We start from the raw sequence: 23754 nt of genomic DNA on the forward strand, positions 1-23754 counted from the left end.
GTATCAACTACTAATTACGCCCTAATCGTAATAGGTGTCAAAACGACTCTCAATCGCACGAGCATGGCCTTCCAGACCTTCGACCCGTGCCAACGTGGTAATCGCCGGAGCTTCCTTAGCCAAAGCGTCCTTAGTGTATTGGATAAAGGACGTTCGCTTAACGAAATCATAGACGCCAAGTGGTGATGAGAAACGGGCCGTGCCACTCGTTGGTAAGATGTGGTTCGGACCAGCAACGTAGTCACCGAGTGGTTCAGAGGCGTAGCGTCCTAAGAAGACCGACCCGGCATTTTTGATTAAATTCAAGTACTGAGTTGGATTCTTCAATTGCACTTCCAAGTGTTCTGGTGCCACCGTATTCATCAAGTCAAACATTTCTTCAACCTTTGCGACAACGGCAATGAAGCCTTTTTCGTTAACAGCGTCGGTAGCGATCGCTTCTCGTGGCAAAACTTTCAACTGTGACGTCACGTTGTCACTGACGGCCTGCGCTAAGTCGGCACTATCCGTAATTAGGATTGGCCGGGCTCGACGGTCATGTTCTGCTTGACTCAATAAGTCAGCCGCTAATTGCCGAGGATCAGCTGAATCATCCGCTAAAATACCAATTTCTGACGGGCCGGCCACCATGTCGATCGCCACCTGACCAAAGACCTGCTTCTTAGCAGTCGCCACAAAAATGTTCCCAGGACCAATAATCTTGTCGACCGCTGGAATCGACTCAGTCCCATAAGCTAACGCAGCAATTGCTTGAGCGCCTCCCACTTGATAGATGGCGTCGACGCCAGCGATTTTGGCTGCAGCAAGAACGGCTGGATTGATGCCATCGACTTGTGGTGGCGTCACCATAATGACTTCATTAACGCCGGCAATCTTAGCGGGCAAGGCACTCATCAGTAAAGTCGATGGATAGGCTGCCGTGCCACCTGGAACGTATAAGCCAACCCGATTAAGCGGCATTAACTTCTGCCCTCGTAGAACGCCAGGCTGTTCAGCATCAATAAAGCCAGTCGCCTTTTCCTTTTCGTGAAAACTCGTGATATTGCGTTTAGCTAACAACAAGGCGTCCTTCACTTGCGGGTCCAGATTGTTATAAGCATCATCAATAACAGTTTGTGACAACTTAAAGTCGGTCAAGGTGACCTTATCGAATTGGGTTTCGTAATCCTTGACGGCGGCATCCCCGTTTTTAATCACATTGGCAATAATTTCGCGAACCGCTGATTCAACCTTTAAGTCAGTCAATTGTTGGGTCTTCGTTTGAACTAAGCGTTTTAAACTAGCTAAATCTTCATTAATAATTTTCATTAGACAAACTCCTTTGGATTATTCGTATCAACAACTGTGGCCAACCGATCAACTAAATCAAAGATGGCGGCTTGTTGCTGTTTTAAGGCTAACCGGTTGACCACTAGGCGGGTCGAGACTGGTTGTAAATAGTCATAAATTTGTAAATGGTTCTCACGAATCGTGGTCCCCGTCTCGGTGATATCTACGATGGCGTCGGCTAAGCCAGTCAGTGGTGCTAATTCAACCGAGCCTTCAATCTTAATAATTTCAACATCTTGGCCCAAGCGATCAAAATACCGTTGGGTAATCAATGGGTACTTGGTGCCGATGATTTTGCGTCGTGGTGCAACGGGATCAAAGTCGGCCGTGGATGCTAGCACAAATTGGCACTTACCAACCCCCAAGTCTAACAGTTCATATTGGGTACTCTCGTGTTCAGTCAAAATATCGCTACCAACGATGCCGATATCAGCAGCACCCCGTTCGAGGAAGGTCGTCACGTCCGGCCCTTTCGCTAAAATAAACTCATATGGTTGCGTCTCAGAATCAAAAATCAACCGCCGTTGCTTGTTGCGGACTTGCGAACAATCCAGTCCAGCTTCTTCCAGCAACGGCAGGACTTGTTGTTCGACGCGGCCCTTAGTCAAGGCAATCTTTAAACGTGGTTCAGTCATTGGTCATACCTCCAGTTAAATCAATCAGTTGGGCATTCAAACGTTGTGCTTCGATGCGCGCACCTGCTAAGTCATCCGCCAAACTCAAAATGGCGTGCGGTTGTTTCGCTAAGTATGCCTCCGCTTGTGACCACTGTTCAGGCTCAAAGTAAATCAATTGTTCAGCATAAGCGGTCTGTTGGTCTGTGGCTAAAGTTGTTAACAAGTCAACGTTTAACCCCATTCCCACAGCCGGTTCTGCTTCAGCTTGAAAGTTCGTTAACAGTTTGTCGTAACGGCCGCCGCTGAACAGGTAGCCAGCCCCCGCTTGTGAATAACCCCGAAAAGTCAGGCCGGTATAGTATTTTTGTGGTGCTTGGCTACTCAAATCCACCGAGATGACTTGCTCCGGCATCGTTTGTTGCATCCAGGCCACCACCGTTTGAAGCCGTTTCAGACTTGGTTGGACTGTTTCAGGTAGTGGTGCTGCCGCTAATTCTTTGAAGATACATTCTGGACGCCCGAACAAACGCGGCCATGCTTTGAGAAAATCGTATAAAGGCTGTGCGCGGTACTTGGCAATCAATTTCGTGTAGCGTGGTACTTGCTTATCGAACAGTGCGGTTAAAATGGCTTGTTGTTCGCCTTCGTCACCAGTCAAGCTGGCCACGACCCGTTGTGCAAATTGGGCATCTCCTAATTCGATTTCAACAGCATCGGCAATCAGCTCACTTGAAAGCTGGTTGGCAATCGTTAAACATTCAAATTCGGCTTTCAGCGATGCGTAACCGACTAATTCGACTCCCGCTTGTGTGATTTGGTTATATGAACCTGATAATTGACGGCTTACTCGAAAGATATCGCCGACATAACCAAACTTTTGCGGTAAGGGGACATTCGTCGCGCTAATGAAGCGAGCAACTGGTAAGGTCATGTCCGGCCGTAAGACCAAGGTGCGACCATCGTTGCCAAATAAGCGGTATAGTTGGTAGTTACCCATCTGATATGGATCAAACACCGCTTCGTTTTCTAATAACGGCGTTGCAATTGGCGCGAGCCCGCGTTGTTTAAAATGGGCTTGGATCACCGCGATCAAGTGTTGTTTGGTACGTGCCCGCCGACCAAATTCATCCCGGGTTCCTAGTGGTAATAAGTGTTTCAACATAATTTACGCCTCCTAAAACGTCGTTATTTAAAACTAATCAGTTTAATTCATATCGTTACTTATCAACGCGCTTAATCAATTGCTTACATGCTAACCGGAGCGACTTGCGATTCCGTCACGCAAACTTACCGCATGGATCGGTGAAACTAAAAAACGCCCCCTTAGCAATTTGCTAAAAGGACGTTTACGCGTGGTTCCACCTTATTTCATCTACCGTTCGCACGGCAGACCTCATGTTGATCAAGTCAACTTGGATAACGAAACCAATTCGGCTAAGGCTAATGAGACTGGTTCACCTTAGCAGTTCATAGATGTGTGTTCGTTAAGCCTGTCTGTCCGGTTCTCAGCTACCCGGGCTCTCTGGATGAGGAAGACTTAATTACTTGTTCTAATCACAACCGTTTATTAAAATTTGATTAGTCGTTTAATTTATAATTCATTGTAATCACTAAACTGACGGCTGTCAACCCTCAATTAATTTTTTTATAAGATGATAGCCACGCCCCACACTGGCTATGTCATGGGCATCAGAGCCATAAACCAGCGGAATGTCAAGCTTTTGAGCGCGTTGTAGAATCTGTTGACCGGGATAAAAATCATTACAATACGGTTTGTAGAGACCAGCCAAATTCAAATCTAACTGCCGCCGTTGCTGCTTCACTAACGCCAACGTCTGATCTACTAATTGAAGATTATGGACATCCAAGGGTTCAGTCAAGCCAAAGTAATCCTGATATTTGCGGACGAGACTCATGTGGCCGATCCGTTGTGGTGCGTAAGGGCCCAGATCTGCTTGTACTGATGCCAAGACCGTCTGATAATACTGTTCAAAAACACGTTGGGGCGTCTTAAGCCACTGCCCAAAACCGGCTGCAAAATCATCCGTTGACATGTCAACACACCAGAAATGCTGCCGTAACCCCCGCATGAAATGGACTGACAAAATACTTTCCTGCGTCCGAGGACCATAGGTATTCAGAAAATCACGCGTCCAAGCAACATGCTCTGGTAAGAAATCAACTTCAAAACCCACTGAGATCTCGATTTGCCCGGCATATTTGGTCTTCAGTCCGTTAGCCAGTGCCAAATAATCGGCTACTTGGTTCTCACGCAACGACGCCTCAGTATAACCGGCCGGCGTCCCTTCATACTGGTCACAAAATGCCGGTGGTAACGGTGCGTGCTCCGTAATACAATACCGCTGAAAACCTAGCTGTATCGCCCGTTGAATCATTTTTTCCGTTGCTTCACCACTCCCATGCGGACATAGTTCCGTGTGGGTATGCCCATCCATTAGCATATCCTCATCACCCTCTCATAATTTATGCTTATTCAATCATATTTTTTTTAGATAAGCAAGTATGGTCGAAACGGTCATTCGCGACAATACGCTAGCAGTCACGGCGAAAGTCTAACAATTTACTTATTTATTTATATTAATCGTCACAATTTCTTTATACCATGATATAGTCAACATTAGTTAAAGAACAGCGCTATTCCCAAAAAAGGGGGGACCAGCCATGCATGAACTCATTACAAAACTTTATCAACTCGCACTTTCCAGTCACATTGTCAGTACGTTGCTGGAACCCGTGCACATCGTTATCTTAGCTTTACCCATCATGACCTTACTACTCGCCATGATTATCCTGACTATCCAGCTCCGAACACGTCAAACACTGAGTGAGCGTAACTTGATCAGTACCTATTCGTTTATTTGGTACTTGGCAGCAGCCTACTTACTAATTATTCTGCCACTCCCGACTCGCTCATCCGTGGCTAGCCTAACAACTGCTGAGTATAATTTACAACCCTTCTACTTTCTCACCCAGTTGAAGGCACTCACGCCGTTTGAACTCGGGGACCCCAGTACTTGGTTAGCCGCCTTCAAATCTGACACGTTCTTCCAGCCGTTCTTCAATATTCTATTATTTATGCCGATCGGTGCCTACTTAAAGTGGCGGCACCGCTGGCCGCTCTGGTTGATCACCCTGACGAGCTTCTCGATTTCATTGTTCTTCGAAACCACGCAGTTAACCGGATTATACGGCTACTACTCACGAGCCTACCGGATGTTCGATGTCGACGATTTAATGATGAACACACTTGGTGGGATTGTCGGTGCTGGGTGTCTACATCTGATTCCTAATCAGTGGCGCAATCGCGACCACAGTACCCGGTTGAATTGGCAGGAACACCCCATCAATTGGCGCCGCATTGGGGCGTTGGTCATCGATTGGCTCGCAATTGCCGCCTTTGACACCGTCTACTTCGTCTTAGTCAAACATTTTAATTGGCCATTACCACATGATTTTCGCTGGCTATACCTGGCCGATATCATCCTCTTCTTCATTGGGCCCGCCTGGTGTTGGCATGGTAAAACCATTGGTGGTCGCCTGCTCAATAGTCAGATCGTAACCATCAGTGGTCACCAGGCCAATCTCTGGCAACTGCTTATCCATTACAGTGGGCTCTACTTAATCGGCCTGCCACTTTTATTCTTGGATTTATGGTTATTCAATCGTCTAGGCAACGTTCCTAGTGCCACCCTTAACCGCCTGGATGTCTACCTCGTCGTCGTTTCAGTCATTTTACTGATTATCAGTTATGATTTATTGTTAGCGCTTTTCAGTCGCAGTCACCAGTTATGGTGTGAAAAGTTAAGTAGAACAACTGTTAAATAATTAGGTGGCCTTAAAACTTCCTTTGCGTTGTCTCGCAACTCATGTTAAATTGAAGATATCTCAAAACGCTGGAAGTAAAAACAATGATAAAAGTCCATGAACTAAGCGACGATTTTCGCTGGGTCGCTGTTAATAATTACACTGAAAATGATTATCATCAACTCGTAAGTGAGGAACACGTTACCGACGAAATGTTAGGCTACGCAACCGATCAACACGAACGAGGCCGGTTGGAATATGACGCCAAAAGTGCCATCACGACCATTATTTTTGACGTGGTCACAGAAGACGTTGAGGAAGGTACTTATACCGCCCAAGTCAGTTTCATGTTGATTGACCACACCCTACTGACTTTTACGACCGATAACACAATATTCGTTGAGGATATGTTGGCAGACGAAATCGATGCCGATTGGGAAGATGTCCTGCATCCATACGACCATATCTTTAACGTCTTGTACAAGCTATCACGGCAATATTTTTCGGCCATCAACAAGATCAATAAACAACGCCAAGACATTCAGATGAAGATGAAAAAGCAAATTCAGCGTTCGGTCATTATTCAATTGATGGACTTAGAAACAACGCTAGTCTATTTCCTCACGTCCCTTAAAAGTAATAACGACATGTTGCAGTCACTCAAACGGTTTGTACCGGTCAAATTCTCGGCGGCCCAATTAGAACGGCTCGACGATATTATTGTCGAGGCACAACAAGGATTGGAAATGGCCAACATTGCCTCAGACATCATCGGCCGGGTGTCGAACGCCTACTCGAACATTCTAGACAACAGTTTGAACAACACGATGTGGGTGCTGACGATTTTCTCCATCGTCCTGACAATGCCCAACATTGTCTTCGGTTTTTTCGGGCAAAACGTCGACTTACCGTTCATGAAGAATCCATTCGGTTGGGAGATTACGGTATTCATCGCCGTTGCACTATGTGCCCTAACCATTTGGTTGCTACGACGCAATTCATTTCGAAAGTAAAGGAAGCTTTTACTCATGCCTAATCGTCCCCAAGTGACTGATACGACGGCCTACATTAATCAGGTTGCCGAAGCGGCCCAACCAATCCTCAATAATCTCGTGCAGCTGATTACCACTGAACTGCCGGATTTTAAGGCTAGAATTAAATGGAACTTGCCGTTTTACGAACGTGACAAGCACTATGTCAGTATCGCCGCTTACAAAGCCCACGTCAGCCTGAGCATCTCAGCTGATTTGGATGACGCCACACTAGCCGCTGCTAAGTCCGCGGGCTATCCAACCGGGCAAAAGCGCCTGAATCTGCCACTGACAAAGCCGGTCCCGACGGCGCTCGTACAGCAAGTCTTGCAGTTGATTGCTTGACATGCGTTTAACTTATCTAACTGACCTTCACGACCCAAATGGCTTCACCAAGCAACCCGCAACTTGATTTTCAAAGCGTCGTTAATTGAACGACGATGCGTCAAGACTACCGGAATTCTATGATATATCTCAGCGAAAATCATTAAAATATAAAAACGCGCCAGCTTGAAACTTCATTGAGCTGGCGCGTTTTCAATTGGGGTATCATTTCCGTGAACTACCGACGACGTAAACTTTAGTCCTTGACGTTCGCAAAGTGGGCAAGTTCCTCAAGCTAACCAGACGCTTTCAAGTGCCGGTCATATTCCCGGTCTAGATCCGGTCGCACTTCAGTCGTACCGGGAACGAAGTGGATATCCTCATGTTCCGCCTCTGTCGCGGTCTGATAGGACCACTCCTTCGCCAGATTCTGGCTTGGAATAACTGCTCGCTTGAACCCCCAAATGATGCCTGCAATCACAACTTGATCCGGCGTTACAGACATCATTGGCCGCGTGTCTGATAACCACGTGAATATTCTGACGCACAATTTTGCTGTGAGTATCAAAAAAAGCTGGTCGCCAGAATTAATATTCTAGCAACCAGCTTTTCATTACCCTTAACAAATTAGTTTTATTGCATGTGCAATAAACCCATCTTGTCCATGGTTTCCGCAATCTGAACTGAGTTCCAAGCAGCACCCTTTAAGAGGTTGTCGGAAACGTTCCACATGTGGAAGGCTTGTGGCGTTTCTTGGTCAGGACGAACCCGACCAACGAACGTGTCTTTAGAACCTTCCGCATTATGCGCTTGCGGATAAATTTGGTTATCAGGGTCGTCTTGTAAGACCACGCCTGGTGCAGCTGCCAAAGCATCTTGAATGCCCTTGACGGTTGCCTTAGGATCTTCAACTTCAAAGTAAACTGATTCGGAGTGACTCACTGGCACCGGAATCCGCACACAAGTTGCCGTTACTTTGATATCCTTACTGTCCATGTCGCCGCCACACATAATCTTTTTGGTTTCATGGATCATCTTCCATTCTTCATGGGTGTAGCCATCTTCTTCAAACACGTCAATTTGTGGTAACGCATTGAAGGCAATTGGATAATGCTTTTTGTCGCCCGCAACAGGTAAGATATGAGCTTCCATCTCTTCACCTTTTAAGTAGGCTTCCGTCTCATCATGCAATTCCTTCAAGGCCCGGTTACCAGCACCACCAACGGCTTGATAGGTTGAAACAATGACCCGCTTCAAACCAAATGCCTTGCGCACTGGTTCCAAAGCAACGACCATTTGGATGGTTGAGCAGTTCGGGTTAGCCACGATTCCATGATGAAGCTTCAACGCTTCAGGGTTAACTTCAGGAACAACTAACGGAATCTTTGGGTCCATCCGGAAAGCACTCGTATTATCAACAACTACGGCACCCCGTTTGACTGCTTCAGGGGCGAACTTCTTAGATACTGAGCCACCCGCTGAGAAGAGGGCTAAATCAATTCCTTCGAATGATTCAGGAACGGTCTCTTCAACAGTTAAGGCTTGACCATTGAACTGTAATTGTTTACCGGCTGAACGGCTTGATGCCAAAAGTTTAACTGAGTTGACAGGTAAACTCGTCTGTTCCACCATTTTGATCATCCGCGCGCCAACTGCACCAGTTGCACCGACAATCGCGACGTTATATCCACTCACTATGAAGACCTCGCTTTGATAGTTATTGAAACCTCATTATAGCACGTTTGTAAAGATTAGAAAATAATGAGTTCCATCCGACCATAAATTAATCTGTCACTGATTGCACTGCCAGCTGTTTTGCACACGCAGATCACCAAAAAAGTAACCGTTACCATCGTTAATTAAACAGTCATTTAGCTGTCGCCCATTTTGACGTATAATGAACCTAATTAAAAGGAGGCCGCGCCATGTGTACCAGCTTAACTTATCTTGATACTGACAATCACTGCTACTTCGCCCGCACCATGGACTTTCCAACAACGACACCTTGGCGGCCAATTTTTTTGCCGCGCCGTTATCCGTGGCCAACTGGGTTAGCGACGACGCGTATGACGCAGTATGCCATTCTCGGTGGTGGTCGGCTACCTGACCACTTTAAGGCTTGTTTGATGGCTGACGGCATTAACGAAGCTGGTTTGGTGTGTGCTGAACTGTACTTGCCCCACGCCGTTGAATACGCCACTCAACCACAAGTCAACCAAATTAATTTAACGCCCCAAGCCTTCATCAACTGGGCTTTAGGTGAACACCAATCAGTCGCAGCCGTGATCGCCGATCTGCCAAGTGTTAACCTGGTCGGTGCGTCCTGGGGTGATGACACTGGTGAAGTCTATCCCTTTCACTGGTATCTCAGTGATGCACACACCAGTGCCGTCATCGAACCCACTGGTGGCCCACTGACGGCGCAACCGAATCCAGCCGGCGTTCTGACTAATACACCAGTCCTAAGCGACCATCAGCGCCGACTAAATCGTTATTTAGCAGTATCTGGCAACCAGATTACAACTGCCACTCGTCAGGCTGCTCAGCACGTGATTCAGACTAAGCAACCATTACCGAGCGGGCCGATTCCCACTGATCGTTTCATTCACATGGCACTTCGACGACTGGGAACACCGCAGCTAGCACCGCAACAAGTGCCGACCACTTTATTCCGCTGGTTACAAGAAGTAAGCTTGCCACACCACGCCGACCGTCGCCATCTCATCAGCCACAACTACACGCACTATCGTTGTTTGATCACGTTAGCGACTCGTACTTACCGCTTTATTCCACGCACGACTGGTCACGAACAACGACTGACACTAACACCTGAAATGGCAACAACCTGGCGAACACCGTACCTCTTCCCTGCCGATTGAAACTAAAAAATCACGATGTTGAGACTGAACTCACATCGTGATTTTTAATTAATGACGCTGCTTCAAAAAATGATCAAATTCCTGATTGATTGCCGCTCGTACTTGGGGCTCATGTAAATCAGCTTGCGCTGCATTCGGACCACCCGTAACTTGACTAACCACTTGCAAATAGCCGAACAAGACCTGGCTGGGGTCAAGATGATACTGCTTGGCTAACGTCACGGCGAGATCATAACGATCAGGTCCTAATAAACTTGAATAATCCATTATGCCGTCCCTCCCTTCGCCTGTTCTAGCTGGCGACTCATCCGTAAGTAGGCCAAAAAGTGAAAAATGATGCCACCTGCTAGTAAGATTGCACCTAACCATACCGACCAAAACGTTGCCACGATGGCTAAGCCATAAATCGTGACACTTCGAACCGGATCAAACTTAATTGCGGCGTAAAAAGCCATTGAGATTCCCGGCTTCTTTAGGTCCTGGTGATGATGCAGATAAGCGTACATGAAATAAAATGTCGCCGAAATAAACAGGGCAACCAAATCATAAACAATAAATGCCGTTTGCATATCCTGTCGATTACCAGTTGTCAACGCATCTGCCACTAATGACATCGGGTAATCCAATAAGGTGATACTAAAGAGCATTAATAAGTTTAGCATATTAACGTTGCGATCAATTCGTTGTAGCATGTTGAAATAATCATGATGAAATAACCACAGCGTGCCAACGTAGAAATACGAAAAGACGTACGACAAGATCAACGGCCATTGCGCTAATAGTGCCGCCAGTAAATGTCCCGGTTGGTAATCAGGAATGTGAAATTCTAAGACTAAAATTGTAATTAAAATGGCAAAAATACCATCACTGAACGCCTGAAATCGATCTGTTTTCAAAATCAGCACCTCCCACAGCGTTTTAGGATACCATAACTCACAAGTAATTACTGTAATTAACTTTTCAAACTGACGACCAAACCGCTTCTCTAACACCTGATATGGTAAGATTAAGTCAAAATAAAGTAATTGATGTGGGGGCGTCAAGACGAATGCGAAAATTATTAAAACCAAAGTGGTTGTTCTTATTTTTCTGGGGAATCGTGGTGTTTGCAAGTATTCTGATTTTACCGAACATTACCACGTTTGTGAATGAACAAACCGCAATGCCACAAGATGCAACAACGAGTCCTAAATATCAACAACAATGGGGTCACGGGTTAACCAACAGCCAGTCCTTAACGTTAGTCTTCAACAATTCAAATGGTAAATTATCCAAACAGCAACGCCAACAAATCTCCACGACCCTAGCCAAACTTAATCGCCGAGCCGATGATTATGGCATTAACCAGCTTCGAACGCCAACCGGTATGACTAATGACCGGCACTTATTACGTTCCAATGATGGTTCCACCGAATTAGCCCTTGTCGCCGTTCAGACATCCCGGGCTGACCTATCTGTGATTGCAAATCAACTTAATAATGCGATTGCAATCGCCGACCTCAATACGAGTGTCACCAGTACGGACTTGATCTACCAACAACACGTGCAACAACAACGTCGCAACTTGCTGATTAGCATGCTTGTCGGTAGTCTGCTCAGTTTAATCATTCTCGGCCTCATCTTCCGCTCACTGTTAGTGCCATTACTGAACTTACTGTGTCAAGTGGTCACTCTGATCACAACGATTAGCTTTATCACTAACGCGCGTTTAGCTTGGCATTGGCCACTGACGGCTAATGCGCTGAGCCTTGCTGGTCTAATCAGTTTAATGCTGACTAGTCTATTGACATGGCACTTTATGTACGCGTATTGGCAATCGAGCGCACCAACCGCACCGACCACTGTCAGTCTCAAAATTCTGACACTTCAATATCGACAGTGGGCACTTGTTTTTATCCCATTAATACTCATAACCATCACTTTACACTGGACTGCCTTCATCTCATTAGCCGATGCTTGGGCCATTACTGTAGCGCTTGGAATCACCTTACTGGCGGTACCGCCGCTCAACTACGCCTTTACCGCTTGGCTCGGTGATAATTTATTTTGGCCAGGAACAACGGCTTGGCCGACCCGTCCACGCAATCTATGGGGCCAATTGAGCAAGTTCGGCTACTGGCAGCCAGCGCTTGGGAGCTTGGCCGTCGCACTGTTACTACTCCCCGGCCTAATTCTTGCTAACGGCCAGTTTGCCGATGACAACTTACGACCCTGGCGCCAAAATCAGCTTAGTAATGCTGAATTAGGTCAGCAATTAGTCCAAGCTCACTTCGGTACCGGTGCCACGGCGCCAATCACAATTACACTACGAGCACCGCAGAATTTAACGCAGCAGCAATCATTACAAACAATCGATCACCTGACGACTAAACTGCGGGCCGTACCAAATGTGGCTCAAGTCATCTCAGTGACCCAGCCCACCGGCCAACCACTAAGTAATTTCTACGTTAACCAGCAACTTGCGACTATCAACATTGATTTGGCTGGTAAACTGACGAGTATGGCGAAACTCAAGAGCCAACTCACGACTGACCAACAAAGTCTGGAACAAGCAGCGACTAGTCGCCATACCAAGTCGGTCGACCAGTTGTCCGACCGCATCAATGATTTGGCTGAACTGAATGATCAAGTGCAACGGCAATTACAGGCTATTGACACGACGCTAACGACATCAGCTGAGGCTGAACCCGATTTAACCAAAGTCAATCAGCAGGTCACCGAGTTAGATCACCTGACTGACCGCATGACAACCGCACTAAATCACGTGGTAACGGCCCAAACTACGGTCGCAACCGAAGCTGGACACGTTGATCAGCGTGTTCACCACGTCAACCAATCATTGAAGCAGACCGTTCAACCTTTAACCACCTTACTCGCTTCACTGAAAAATACGAAGACCTATCTACATGATTTAGCCGCTAGTCAAGTTGGCCGGAGTTTTTACCTGCCTGCTAACGCGGCTACTAATCAGGCCTATCAAAACAGTCTTTTTACTAATATTAGTAGTGATTTAAGCATGACACAGCTAACGGTCACTTTGAAATCAGCGCCGGCTAGTGCGGCTAGTCGCAGGACCCTGCAACGACTTCAGGCAGTCACCCACGACAGCCTACTCGCCACACCCTTAGCGCACGCCAAAATCCTAACAACCGGGGTAACACAGCAACAGCACTATCAGCATACCCTGATTGCGACCCACGCACTGAGATGGCTCACACTCGGATTAATCATCGGCATAGTTGTTTTATGGTTCGGCCTGCGTTCATTGACCTTCAGTCTGTTAATGACCGCGTGCTTAACTGGCGTGACGTTAACTAGTTGGGGTTGGACCCAGTTAATATTAACACGCTGGTTGCAAACCGGGCCGCTCAGTAGCAGTGTCTTGCTTGGTAGCTTGATGTTGTTGACACTGCACTGGCTAATGATTACCACCGCAACCGGTTACCGTCAAAGTTGGTTACGGCACTTGGAGCCCGCTCATCTGCAACAGCACTTTTATACTAGTGGACGATTCGTTTGCCCGGTAACAATGATTGAATTGACCTACTTACTGCCACTGCTTTTGACGACCGCACCAACCTTAAAGGGGCTTGCACTCATGAGTCTCATTGGGATTACGATAAGTAACCTCATCGTTCCATTGGGATTTTCAGGGTGGACACGTTGGGCTAATGAGCCACCAGCTATAGCCACGCTTTGGCAGCACTTTCGCCCATCATCTACCAACCGCTAGCAATTAGTTAGCCTAATCTTTGAGTAAAAAAAGTTGCGTTTCCAGACGTCAAATCTGGAAACGCAACTTTTTTACAATACTAAATTGAATCGTAGCAAACTGCCAGTCGTTTATACTTAATGATTGTGTGAGCACCGGTAATCTGATAGTCACCGCTGACTAACTCAATATCGTCATACTAGCAACGACAAAGACTAATAAGGTCATCGCCATCCGCCATTCACTGTGCCAAAGATTTTGCGTGTGCCACCACACGGCTAACAATCTCCACATCAGCTAGCTAGACCATATTGCTTAATCGTAACTCACACGATGATTCAAATTTATTGATTGAAATTCTGAACTGACCCCGTAAACAATGTTAGCTCTACACATAACCAAAACAATGCCCCAAAAACCATAAAATTTCTGGGGCATCATCAATCCCTACATGATACTTTAATAAATCAATTCATGCGTCTTCAAGCACGACGGCGATAACCGATTCCCACCGCGGCAATTAACAAGCCCAAAAGCCCGGCAAAAATCACCCAAATCGGCGACTGCTTCTCGCTGGTTTGCGGCAAAGTTCCGTGGTTATAGCCAGCTGATGTGCTTTGGTCACTACCAGTTGGCGTTCCAAAGCCGTTCATACCAGTTGTCACACCATTACCCACAGTGCCACCAGCACCATTGACACCCGTGCTTGGTTGCTTGATCAGTCCTGGTAATGCCGGTTGACCTAATCCAGATTGTCCCGGTTTAGGTGCAGCGGGTTGGCTTGGACCGGGTACAGCTGGTCGTTCCGGTTGTGGCGCGGTTGGCCCCGTGGTTCCAGGGTTACCTGGCTCAGTCGTTCCTGGTTCGCCTGGTTTGCCTGGTTGGCTTGGTTCAGTCGCCCCTGGCTCACCCGGTTGGCTTGGTTCAGTCGTCCCTGGCTCACCCGGTTGGCTTGGTTCAGTTGTTCCTGGTTCACCCGGTTTACTTGGCTCAGTTGTTCCTGGTTCACCTGGTTTACTTGGTTCAGTCGTCCCTGGTTCACCTGGTTGGCTGGGTTCAGTTGTTCCTGGTTCAGTGACCGGTTCATCAGTTGCTGCTACCGTTACCACTGCCGTTTGATTCGGCTTGATTGTAAATGATAACGGTGCCGCATTAAGCTGATAACCACTAGGCGCTTTAGTTTCAACAAATTGATAATTGCCCGCGGTCAGACCAGATACGGTAAGTTGACCAGTGGTATCCGTCGTTAATCCCATCTTGAGCACTTTGCCAGTGGCATCTTGCAATTCATAAACGGCCCCAGCCAATGCCGCCTTGGTCGTGGCATCAGTTTTGGTTAACGTGACATCACCAGTTGTCGGCACAACTGGTTGCTTGACATCATCCTGACTTACCTGAAAAGCAACCTCTGGCTTAATACCGCCGAGAGTAAATTTTACTGGGGTGGTATTAAGTTCATACCCAAGCGGAGCCTTGGTTTCAACGAACTGATAATCACCAGCACGTAGATTTTTGACAATCAATTGTCCCTGCGAATCAGTCGTCAACCCAGTTTGGATTACCTTGCCCGTACTATCTTGCAATTCATAAACGGCTCCAGCCAACACGGCCTTGGTTGCCGCATCATGCTTCGTTAATTCGATGGTATAGGTCATCCCTGCTGTTCCATTGCCACCATAGGTAATATCGGCCGTCGCATCAACGCCTAGTCCGTCCAGTGCAGCCGTATTATGCCATTTAGCTGTGTCAGCCGGATTAAAATTCTCAACCTTAGTGTTATAAGTAATCACAAACGGTGAATGAATGTTGTTAAACGTAAAAGTAATCACGTTACCATTAGTTGCAACAGTCGGTGTTAACGGTTGCTGTGGCACTTGGATACCATTGATAATTTGCACGGCCTGTGCCGCAACCGAATCTGGAATGAATGTCTGATTGGGCCCTAGCGTATCTGTAACCACAACCGTCGAGTTATTGCCCGGTGTCACGGTAATGTGCCACCCCAATACCGTTGGCGCACCATCACTTCCCGACGAAACAACCAAGCCACTTTTAGCAATTTCGGCTGATCCTTCCGTCGCCGTCGCATTGCCCTTCGCATTCATGCTCAGTGTGCCAGCCCGACTATTGAGTGTACCCAACGCATCCGTAAACGTGATCGTCCCAGTACTGGCACCTTTCGTATACGTAAACGTGCCCAAGGTTTGCCCGGCAGAATCTGTTAACGGCATCACAACATCATGATCGATACTGACGTACGTTGGAATCTCAACGGTTGCTGTATCACCGGCCTTAATCACTTCAGAATCTGGAATACTCCAATGATACGTTAATTGGTAGCCAGCCTTATCATTCAACGTACTTGTGTCAGTAACGGGCTTGCCATTCGCATCAAGTACGATGGCATTGCCAGCCGTTAAACCCGTAACACTGATTTCTTTAGCATGTGCAGTACTCCCCAGCATAAATAGCGCTAATATTACCGTCAACATGCTTAGCATATACCCAACTAGCTTTCTTCGCATACGCTCCTCCCCCATTCAAAAAAAGCTTTGTCTTTGTCATTCTCACAACCCAACACACCCTCACAGTCGTGTATGATTGTCAGGGTCGGCCACCAGTTAGTGATTCACGCTAATCAGCTCCATATGTACAATACTGCAACCAACTAGTTTACTACGAATCAAAACTTTTATTTGCGAACTATCCGAACTAATCGTTTAGCAAAAAAGGCCTCTAGAACTATGCCTAGAAGTCTACCGGAAATTCCATTTACATTGTCTCGCTAAAAAATAACCACAAAGCTAAGCCTTAAGCTGAAGGCCCCTTTATTCTGGAATATGACTCGAATCAACAACCTAACCAACTGAAAGTTACGCCAATATGCTTACGACAATGTCAATATCATCGTCTGATGTCGCAAACCCGCCTCCATAAACGGGCGCCCTTGTGGCTGATACCCTAATTGTGTATAAAACCCTTGTGCAGTGACTTGAGCGCCTAGTACCAACTGTCGCCAACCACGGCTCAGCCCATCCGCTGCAATCCGTTGAAGCAATTGTCGTGCATAGCCCTGCCCTCGCGCCGCTTTCAACGTGGCAACTCGTTGAACATGTCCCGTCCATTGGTCGCTAGGTGTCACTCGCGCTGTGGCTACCGCCTGCTTTTGATCATCATACAAGACGTAGTGCCACGTCGCTGGAGTGACCGTATCAATTTCCAAAGTTTCATCGATATGTTGTTCCTGCACAAAGACTGCCCGCCGGATTGCAATGGCATCCGCATAAACTGATGAATCAACCTGGTTACTCATTTTTATCTGCATCACGTTATCACCCGTTCTTCTGAAATACTTTGAGAATACGCGTTTCACCGGTTATCGTCAAACTAACTCGAAACGAAATTAACGCATTCTTAAAATTGTTAGCGATTACGAGTTCCGATGTTATGTTAAAATGATTTGATGACTGGTTATCGAGTCATATCCAAATTTGTTAAAAATGAGGTCTTTATCGATGTTTACCAAATTTCGCCAATACGTTAACACGCGAATTGGATTTTTTTGGCTACTAGTCTTCTTATTCTGGGCCAAAACGATCTATGCGTACTTAACCGAATTTTCACTAGGCGTTGCCGATCCACTCCAGGCGTTCCTGATGCTCGTGAACCCGATTGCAACGACGGTCTTTCTGTTTAGTCTGGCGTTCTACATTCGTAAAACCGGTGTATATTACTATATTTTGCTATTCATTGATGCACTCGACACCATTTTACTGTATGCCAACGTTATCTACCATCGTGAATTCACGGATTTCATGACTGTTAGTACGATTACCGGCGTGTCCAAGGTCAGTCAGGGACTTACCGGCTCATCGTTAGCCCTAGCGAGTTGGGGCGATGTTCTTTACTGGGCGGATATTATTGTCATTCTGGCCTTGGTCATTCTTCATCGGATTAAGCAAGACACACGACCAATTAAGAAACACACGGCCTTTGCATACACCTCTGCCGCGATTGCAGGTTTCGGTCTTAACTTGACCTTAGCAGAATCCAACCGACCACAACTACTAACCAGAACGTTTGACCGCACTTATATCGTCAAATATCTTGGTATAGATGCTTTTACAGTCTATGATGGTATCAAGGATGAACAGACCAATCATCAACGCGCCAGCGCAAAGAAATCAGAATTAGATACCGTTAAAGATTATACTGAATCACACTATGCCGCGCCAAACGCTAAGATGTACGGTCTGGCGAAGGGTCGCAACGTCATTGTGATTCATCTAGAAAGTTTTCAACAATTTCTTATTGATCAGAAAGTCAACGGTAAGGAAGTTACGCCGTTCTTAAATAAACTGTATCATAGCAACTCAACTTACAGTTTTAAGAACTTTTTCCACCAAGTTGGTCAAGGGAAAACTTCTGATGCCGAAAATATGCTTGAAACTAGTACTTACGGGCTCTCAACTGGATCATTGTTCTCCCAATTAGGCTCAGATAATACGTTCCAGGCCGCTCCCGCGATTCTAAACCAACGGGCCAATTATTCCTCCGCCGTCTTCCACGGTAACGTGGCCAGTTTCTGGAATCGAAATAACACGTATAAGAATATGGGGTACCAATATTTCTTTGATGCCAGTTATTTCGATACGACTGGTGATAAATCAACTGGATATGGTCTAAAGGATAAGCTGTTATTTAAGAATTCAGTTCAGTATCTTGAACGGCTACAACAACCGTTCTACGTCAAATACATCACGGTAACGAACCACTTCCCATTCACACTTGATAAGGAAGACACGACGTTTAAGACAACGGATACTAGTGATTCCGCCATTAACGGTTACTTCCAGACCGCCCACTACCTCGATCAATCCGTCAAAGAATTCTATACCTACTTGCAAAAGGCTGGTTTATTAAAGAATTCGATGATCGTACTCTATGGTGACCACTACGGCTTATCCAACAGTGAAAACTCGACCTTGGCACCTATTCTCGGTAAATCTGCGGACGATTGGACTTCCTTTGATAGCGCCCAGCTTCAACGTGTGCCATTCATGATCAATATTCCAGGAATCAAGAGTGGTAAAGTCGAATCGACTTATGGCGGTGAAATTGACGTCCTACCAACGATTCTGCACTTACTAGGGATTTCAAGCAAACGTTATATTCAGTTTGGGACCGACCTCTTCTCTAAACAACACGATAGTACCGTTGCGTTTAGAAATCGCGATTTCGTCACGTCTAAATACACCGTCCTTAGCGGCAAAATTTATGACAACGCAACTGGCGAAACGATTGATGATGATGAGGCAGTTCAGAAGACTGTTGATAAAGATCAGAAGAAAGTCGACAAAGAATTAAGCCTCTCTGATTCACTTAACAATAAGAATTTGTTACGTTTCTACACCCCTAAGGGCTTCAAGAAAGTCGACGCTTCTAATTACAATTACGCCGATGGCCTTGAAAAAGAAATTCAGATTCAAAATAAATTAGCTGGCAAGTCAACCAGTCTCTACTCGAAGAATGGTAATAAGTCAACGGACTCGTTGTATACGACCGACGCACCGGAAGCTTCGCATAAGAAGACTGATTCTACTCGTATCAAGATTACCAACCCTGATGATACGGATAGTACCACGACTAGCTCTAGCAGTTCCAAATAGCAACAAGCCTTCCATTTACAATGCAAGGCGCGACGGCAATTTATTTGCCATCGCGCCTTTTTATGATCTCCTTTAAATATGACGCTGCCCTCATCCATCTGGCATCGGTTGCATGATAAAATACTAATTGTGGTTTGTCTCATGCTTGCGCATTACGATGATTAACACGTGCCATCTCTTAAGTTCAGTGCCGTTCATCAGCCATTCGCGCGGATTACCGAAACGTGCTCGGTAGCCCCATTATGCTTAGTTGAAAGTGGTTTCCTAGAGTGACTAATCTAAGCAATTATTTAGATAAAAATAACTAACACAATGCGTGTTACAATAAAATTAATAATGACTTGATTCGTCAATGCCGGATCAAGGGAGGAGGCACCACGCATGGGCGCTTGGCGTTTTTGGTGGGATAGTACCCGCCGTTTTTATAAGAACTGGGGCAGTTACGTTGCCCTGATATTTAGTACCAATTTGGTCATTAGTTACTTAGCAATTCCTTTTTTTAATTGGGTGCTAGAAATGTTACTCAAGTGGCAACGGGTCAGTTATGTCTCGTACACGAATATCGGTAGTATTATTATTCACCAACCACTGGCCGCACTCGGTATGGTGGCGATCTTATTAGCCATTATTATTTTAGTTTATTGGCAATTTGCGTTTCTGCTACTGGGTATTATGAATATCTTTCGTGGCCGACCACAAACTGTACGCGCGGTCTTGCGGTCAACGGTCACTAGTCTGACTGGCACCTCACCCAGCACTTTCTTATTCTTTATCGGCTACTTTATTGTGATTTTGCCATTTGGAAGTTTCATCTTTACAACACCATTACTCAACAAGGCCAAAATTCCAGCCTTCATTGTCAGCTATCTCATGGAAAACCCGTGGATGACGCTCGGCTTGGGGTGCTTCTACTTGCTGGCTGGTTACCTTGGAATTCGCCTAATTAGCCTATTACCGCTAATGATTGTCGATCGGCTTCCATGGAAAACGGCCGTTACTCGTAGTTGGCAACAAACGCGCCACCATCTTTGGCGCTACTTATGGACCATGATTGTGACCTTATTTATGATTTTTCTGATCGTCACGACCATTTATACGTTGATTTACGTAGCCCAGCTTCAATTCGATAAAACAAGTTTTGCCATGGCCGCTGCCACTGTTAATCTCTTTATCATGGAAGCAATCACCGAAATTATTATTTGTTATACCACGGCCATCTTCATGATGTTAATTATTGTTTGCTATCGTCAAGACTTTACACTCCTCCGCCAACAACCGCAATACTTTAACGAGGCACCACGGTTGCGCAAATTGACCCGGGCGAGTGTTGCAATTGGCTTGCTGTTAGCGACAAGTTTGCTAGTTGCCGTTAATTTAGTCTACTTAAATGGACTAGTGATTACCAAGCCAATCATGATTTCCCACCGCGGCGTCGATAACGGTAACGGCGTGCAAAACACAATTCCTGCACTGATCAAGACCAGCAAGGAACATCCGGATTACGTTGAGATGGACATCCAAGTCACCAAGGACCATCAATTCGTTGTCATGCATGATCCAACCTTAAAAGCCTTAGCTGGCGTTAAGAAAAAGCCATCTCAATTAACATTAAAACAACTAGAAAAAATTACTGTTCGTGAAAATGGCTATCAGGCAAAGATTCCAAGTTTCGATGCTTACCTGAAAGCGGCTCACAAGCATCATCAAAAACTATTAGTCGAAATCAAGACCAGCTCGGCTTACACCGCCGCCGATACTAAACGGTTCATCGATCGTTATGGTGCGACCCTACTGGCTCATCATGACCAAGTCCATACGCTTAGTTTCAAAGTCATGCGTGACTTGAAACGCTTAGATCAAAAACAATTCGTTAGTTACATCTTGCCTTATAATCTCACGTTCCCGCATACAGTCGCGAACGGCTACACCATGGAGGTCACCACATTAAACGACCAATTCGTTGACAAGGCTGACCGCAATCACAAGACGGTTTACGCCTGGGACATTGATAATACGGACCAAATGGATCAAATGATGTTCATGGGCGTCACCGGCGTAGTCACTGATAATCTAACGGAAATGCAGCAAGAAGTTAAGAGCAACACCGACCATCCCAGCTATGCCAAACTCTTATTGACTTTTATGAATGAATTAAGTCTAACTAGCAACGAGTAATCCACATTATTTCAAAGTTGCTGTCACAGCGAGTGCATAAATCATTCAGCAACCACGAAAATTCTGAATGATGTCGTTGCTGAAAAAGTGACTTCCAGCTGATGACGAATCGTAAGCGCCATCTGAATGCATAAGTGCATTTGGATAGTAGCCGTCGCGGTGATTGAGATGTTGGTAAAAAACTGTATTAAAGTGCGCAGCGCTCCGGGTTATCTGCCATTTTAATTTCTAAAGCGCACGAATGCCGATAGTTGATCAGCCACTGATTTTTAATACTTTTACCGCCAATTAGGTGCTCATATGGAATGACCCAGAAACAGGGTCTGAACCATGAAGTCCTTTGATGACAGTACGTTATCAGGGACGTCAATATTAGAAAGAGCCATGAGTTATCATGACTCCGTAAGCAACAGATTGGTAGCAGTTCGTCCTACTTTTGCTTGTGTCTCAACACAACAACCGAAATACCCAAAATTCCAAGAACTATTGGAACATCGATTGCGGTAACCGGCAATCCAAATTGCGATAAAATGTAAATGAAGCATACTATTAATAAAACACCACCGTATTTTAAAAAAAACCGATAATTACATTGTCTGGATAACGCTTTTTTAAATACAGTAATAGAAAAATAAAACACAAATAAAGTATCGTATGCTTCACAACACTTAGTGACATATAAAATCTAATCATCTAAACTAACACACCATCAATAATGGAACCTTTTGCCATAAACAGAATCATCCTCTCAAATTCTACGTTAACAACAGGCAGTATGTTACGAATTTATCTTAACAACAGCGTTTCTTTATCGTTATCAATTTTCAGTAAATTTTGTATATTTTTTTGTACAAACTTATACATTGTAAAAGTTTAGCCGGAGCGACCGGTTGTTTTTTTATTTTAAGACACACCAAAGCTATCTAGATTAAAAAAAACATTTGCCTTTCTACCACTTCATGGTACAACAGGCCGCCAATAAAGCGGGTTCTTAAAGGAACAAGCAAATAGGACGAGAAGCCAAGATTCGGTTTCTCGTCCTATTTGCTTGTATAGCGCCAGTTATATCGCAGCTCTTTTAAACTTACATTTTTTCAAACACGGTCGTACTATGCAGTGGACTCCGTCGTTCGGGATACAAGGTCATCATTAACTGATTGACCGCGTTAGGAGCTTCCCCGAAGCCACTGGCAATCAAGCCTAACTTGCCCGCGTAAGTCACCGTATCACCAATAGCCGCAATCCCAGGTACGTCGGTATTCATCTCCGTATCAACGGTGATGAGTCGGTGGGCCATGGTTGGGGTCACGTGCCAGTTTCGGATGACTTTATTATCCGCGATAAAGCCATAGTTAACAATCAAATCATCAACGGCCAATGTTTCTTCAGTTGTGCCGCGAACCTCTTTCATCGTCAGCTGTAACTGTCCGGTAGCCGTCTCTGCAAGTTGCTTAATCAAAAATGGCGTCTTGATTTCAACGGAAGACGCTTTTAACAAGTCCACATTGTGTTCCATCCCACGGAACCGATCACGCCGATGCATGATATAAACGTGCTTAGCAACGGGTTCAAGCATCAAGGCCATATCGATGGCTGAGTCGCCACCACCCGCAACTAGTACCGTTCGATCCGCAAATTGCTTGACACTTGGAATGTGGTAGAATAATTGCTTATTCTCAAATTCAGCCGCATTATCGACTGCTAAGCGCCGGGGTTCAAAAGCCCCACTCCCAGTCGCTACGATAATCGCTTTGGAATGTGACTGCTGTCCACTCGCCGTGGTAATCGTGAAATCACCCATCGCTCCCGTGACATCCGTCACCGGGCTCGCCAATTGAATGTCAATTGGAAATTGTGTGAGTTGCTTTTCAAGTTGTGCCACCAGTTCACGGCCCTTGATTGCCGGATATCCCGCAACGTCATGAATGATCTTCTCAGGATACAAAGCCTGAACCTGACCCCCTAATTCGGGGAGACTTTCTAATAACTGAACCCGCGCATTACGCATACCAGCATAGAAGGCTGCAAACATGCCGACCGGGCCACCACCAATAATTGTTAAATCATATTCTGCACTCATCGTTTCCCAGCTCTCTTCTATGTAGACTTATTGCTTCTCATTCTAGTGGATTCGGCAAAGGTTTGCAAAAGCAATTTTTACTAATTCGACTATAATAGGATTCAAAGGCGAGG

The 23754-nt window shown here is 45.7% G+C and carries 18 protein-coding genes and 1 other annotated feature; of the genes, 7 read left to right on the forward strand and 11 right to left on the reverse strand.

All coding sequences use genetic code 11. From position 1 onward, the window contains the following. Window positions 1-21 precede the first annotated feature (21 nt). The 4 genes from hisD to hisJ all read right to left on the reverse strand — a co-directional run bounded on the left by hisD (window position 22) and on the right by hisJ (window position 4408). On the reverse strand, window positions 22-1308 hold the full coding sequence (hisD, locus tag MZO41_RS05315; protein WP_003642713.1) for a histidinol dehydrogenase: 1287 nt from the start codon (window positions 1306-1308) through the stop codon (window positions 22-24). Beyond that, complete coding sequence (gene hisG, locus MZO41_RS05320) at window positions 1308-1964, reverse strand: ATP phosphoribosyltransferase (protein ID WP_003642712.1); 657 nt, start codon at window positions 1962-1964, stop codon at window positions 1308-1310. Before hisG ends, hisD begins: the two co-directional genes overlap by 1 nt. Beyond that, window positions 1957-3108: an ATP phosphoribosyltransferase regulatory subunit gene (gene hisZ / locus MZO41_RS05325; RefSeq protein WP_003644683.1), complete on the reverse strand. Its 1152-nt coding sequence runs from the start codon at window positions 3106-3108 to the stop codon at window positions 1957-1959. Before hisZ ends, hisG begins: the two co-directional genes overlap by 8 nt. Window positions 3109-3281: 173 nt before the next feature. Then, window positions 3282-3513 (reverse strand) — a binding site (T-box leader). Window positions 3514-3571: 58 nt separating this feature from the next. Continuing rightward, a complete protein-coding gene (gene hisJ, locus MZO41_RS05330; RefSeq protein ID WP_013355776.1) occupies window positions 3572-4408 on the reverse strand; it encodes a histidinol-phosphatase HisJ in 837 nt (278 codons plus the stop codon). A gap of 220 nt (window positions 4409-4628) precedes the next feature. Between hisJ and MZO41_RS05335 the strand changes: the two genes are divergently transcribed. The 3 genes from MZO41_RS05335 to MZO41_RS05345 all read left to right on the forward strand — a co-directional run bounded on the left by MZO41_RS05335 (window position 4629) and on the right by MZO41_RS05345 (window position 7147). Further along, the gene (locus MZO41_RS05335; protein WP_003646586.1) at window positions 4629-5792 is read left to right on the forward strand and encodes a VanZ family protein; all 1164 of its coding nucleotides are present in this window, start codon (window positions 4629-4631) and stop codon (window positions 5790-5792) included. 83 nt (window positions 5793-5875) lie between these two features. Next, window positions 5876-6784 carry a magnesium transporter CorA family protein gene (locus MZO41_RS05340; protein WP_003646585.1) on the forward strand — a complete coding sequence of 303 codons (909 nt, stop codon included), beginning with the start codon at window positions 5876-5878 and terminating at the stop codon, window positions 6782-6784. A 15-nt stretch (window positions 6785-6799) separates the two neighbouring features. Further along, window positions 6800-7147: a DUF1801 domain-containing protein gene (locus tag MZO41_RS05345; RefSeq protein ID WP_013355777.1), complete on the forward strand. Its 348-nt coding sequence runs from the start codon at window positions 6800-6802 to the stop codon at window positions 7145-7147. Window positions 7148-7421: 274 nt separating this feature from the next. Here MZO41_RS05345 and MZO41_RS05350 read toward each other — a convergent pair whose 3' ends face one another. Continuing rightward, a complete protein-coding gene (locus tag MZO41_RS05350; RefSeq protein WP_224272112.1) occupies window positions 7422-7634 on the reverse strand; it encodes a hypothetical protein in 213 nt (70 codons plus the stop codon). 125 nt (window positions 7635-7759) lie between these two features. After that, window positions 7760-8821: an aspartate-semialdehyde dehydrogenase gene (locus MZO41_RS05355; RefSeq protein WP_003642703.1), complete on the reverse strand. Its 1062-nt coding sequence runs from the start codon at window positions 8819-8821 to the stop codon at window positions 7760-7762. A gap of 230 nt (window positions 8822-9051) precedes the next feature. Here MZO41_RS05355 and MZO41_RS05360 point away from each other — a divergent pair, with 230 nt between their 5' ends. Further along, the gene (locus MZO41_RS05360; protein ID WP_013355779.1) at window positions 9052-10005 is read left to right on the forward strand and encodes a linear amide C-N hydrolase; all 954 of its coding nucleotides are present in this window, start codon (window positions 9052-9054) and stop codon (window positions 10003-10005) included. Between the two features lie 48 nt (window positions 10006-10053). Here the strand turns inward: MZO41_RS05360 and MZO41_RS05365 are convergent, their stop codons facing one another. Then, window positions 10054-10272 carry a hypothetical protein gene (locus MZO41_RS05365; protein ID WP_003642701.1) on the reverse strand — a complete coding sequence of 73 codons (219 nt, stop codon included), beginning with the start codon at window positions 10270-10272 and terminating at the stop codon, window positions 10054-10056. Further along, the gene (locus MZO41_RS05370) at window positions 10272-11048 is read right to left on the reverse strand and encodes a TMEM175 family protein (RefSeq protein ID WP_016527251.1); all 777 of its coding nucleotides are present in this window, start codon (window positions 11046-11048) and stop codon (window positions 10272-10274) included. Before MZO41_RS05370 ends, MZO41_RS05365 begins: the two co-directional genes overlap by 1 nt. Before the next feature lie 5 nt (window positions 11049-11053). Between MZO41_RS05370 and MZO41_RS05375 the strand changes: the two genes are divergently transcribed. Next, window positions 11054-13738: an MMPL family transporter gene (locus tag MZO41_RS05375; RefSeq protein WP_022638582.1), complete on the forward strand. Its 2685-nt coding sequence runs from the start codon at window positions 11054-11056 to the stop codon at window positions 13736-13738. A gap of 461 nt (window positions 13739-14199) precedes the next feature. Here the strand turns inward: MZO41_RS05375 and MZO41_RS05380 are convergent, their stop codons facing one another. Both MZO41_RS05380 and MZO41_RS05385 read right to left on the reverse strand, forming a co-directional pair. Then, entirely contained in the window at window positions 14200-16242 is a 2043-nt protein-coding gene (locus MZO41_RS05380; protein ID WP_013355783.1) for a SpaA isopeptide-forming pilin-related protein, read from the reverse strand. A gap of 362 nt (window positions 16243-16604) precedes the next feature. Further along, window positions 16605-17042 carry a GNAT family N-acetyltransferase gene (locus MZO41_RS05385; protein WP_003642697.1) on the reverse strand — a complete coding sequence of 146 codons (438 nt, stop codon included), beginning with the start codon at window positions 17040-17042 and terminating at the stop codon, window positions 16605-16607. A gap of 190 nt (window positions 17043-17232) precedes the next feature. Between MZO41_RS05385 and MZO41_RS05390 the strand changes: the two genes are divergently transcribed. Both MZO41_RS05390 and MZO41_RS05395 read left to right on the forward strand, forming a co-directional pair. After that, window positions 17233-19386: an LTA synthase family protein gene (locus MZO41_RS05390; RefSeq protein ID WP_003646579.1), complete on the forward strand. Its 2154-nt coding sequence runs from the start codon at window positions 17233-17235 to the stop codon at window positions 19384-19386. Between the two features lie 381 nt (window positions 19387-19767). Beyond that, window positions 19768-21561, forward strand: a complete 1794-nt coding sequence (locus tag MZO41_RS05395) for a glycerophosphodiester phosphodiesterase (RefSeq protein ID WP_003642695.1) — start codon at window positions 19768-19770, stop codon at window positions 21559-21561. 1084 nt (window positions 21562-22645) lie between these two features. On the opposite strand, the gene MZO41_RS05400 is transcribed toward MZO41_RS05395, so the two are convergent. After that, a complete protein-coding gene (locus tag MZO41_RS05400; RefSeq protein ID WP_003642692.1) occupies window positions 22646-23641 on the reverse strand; it encodes an NAD(P)/FAD-dependent oxidoreductase in 996 nt (331 codons plus the stop codon). Window positions 23642-23754: the final 113 nt, after the last annotated feature.

It is taken from the genome of Lactiplantibacillus sp. C232 (assembly GCF_023806725.1).
In the GTDB taxonomy this organism is placed as follows: Bacteria; Bacillota; Bacilli; order Lactobacillales; family Lactobacillaceae; genus Lactiplantibacillus; species Lactiplantibacillus plantarum.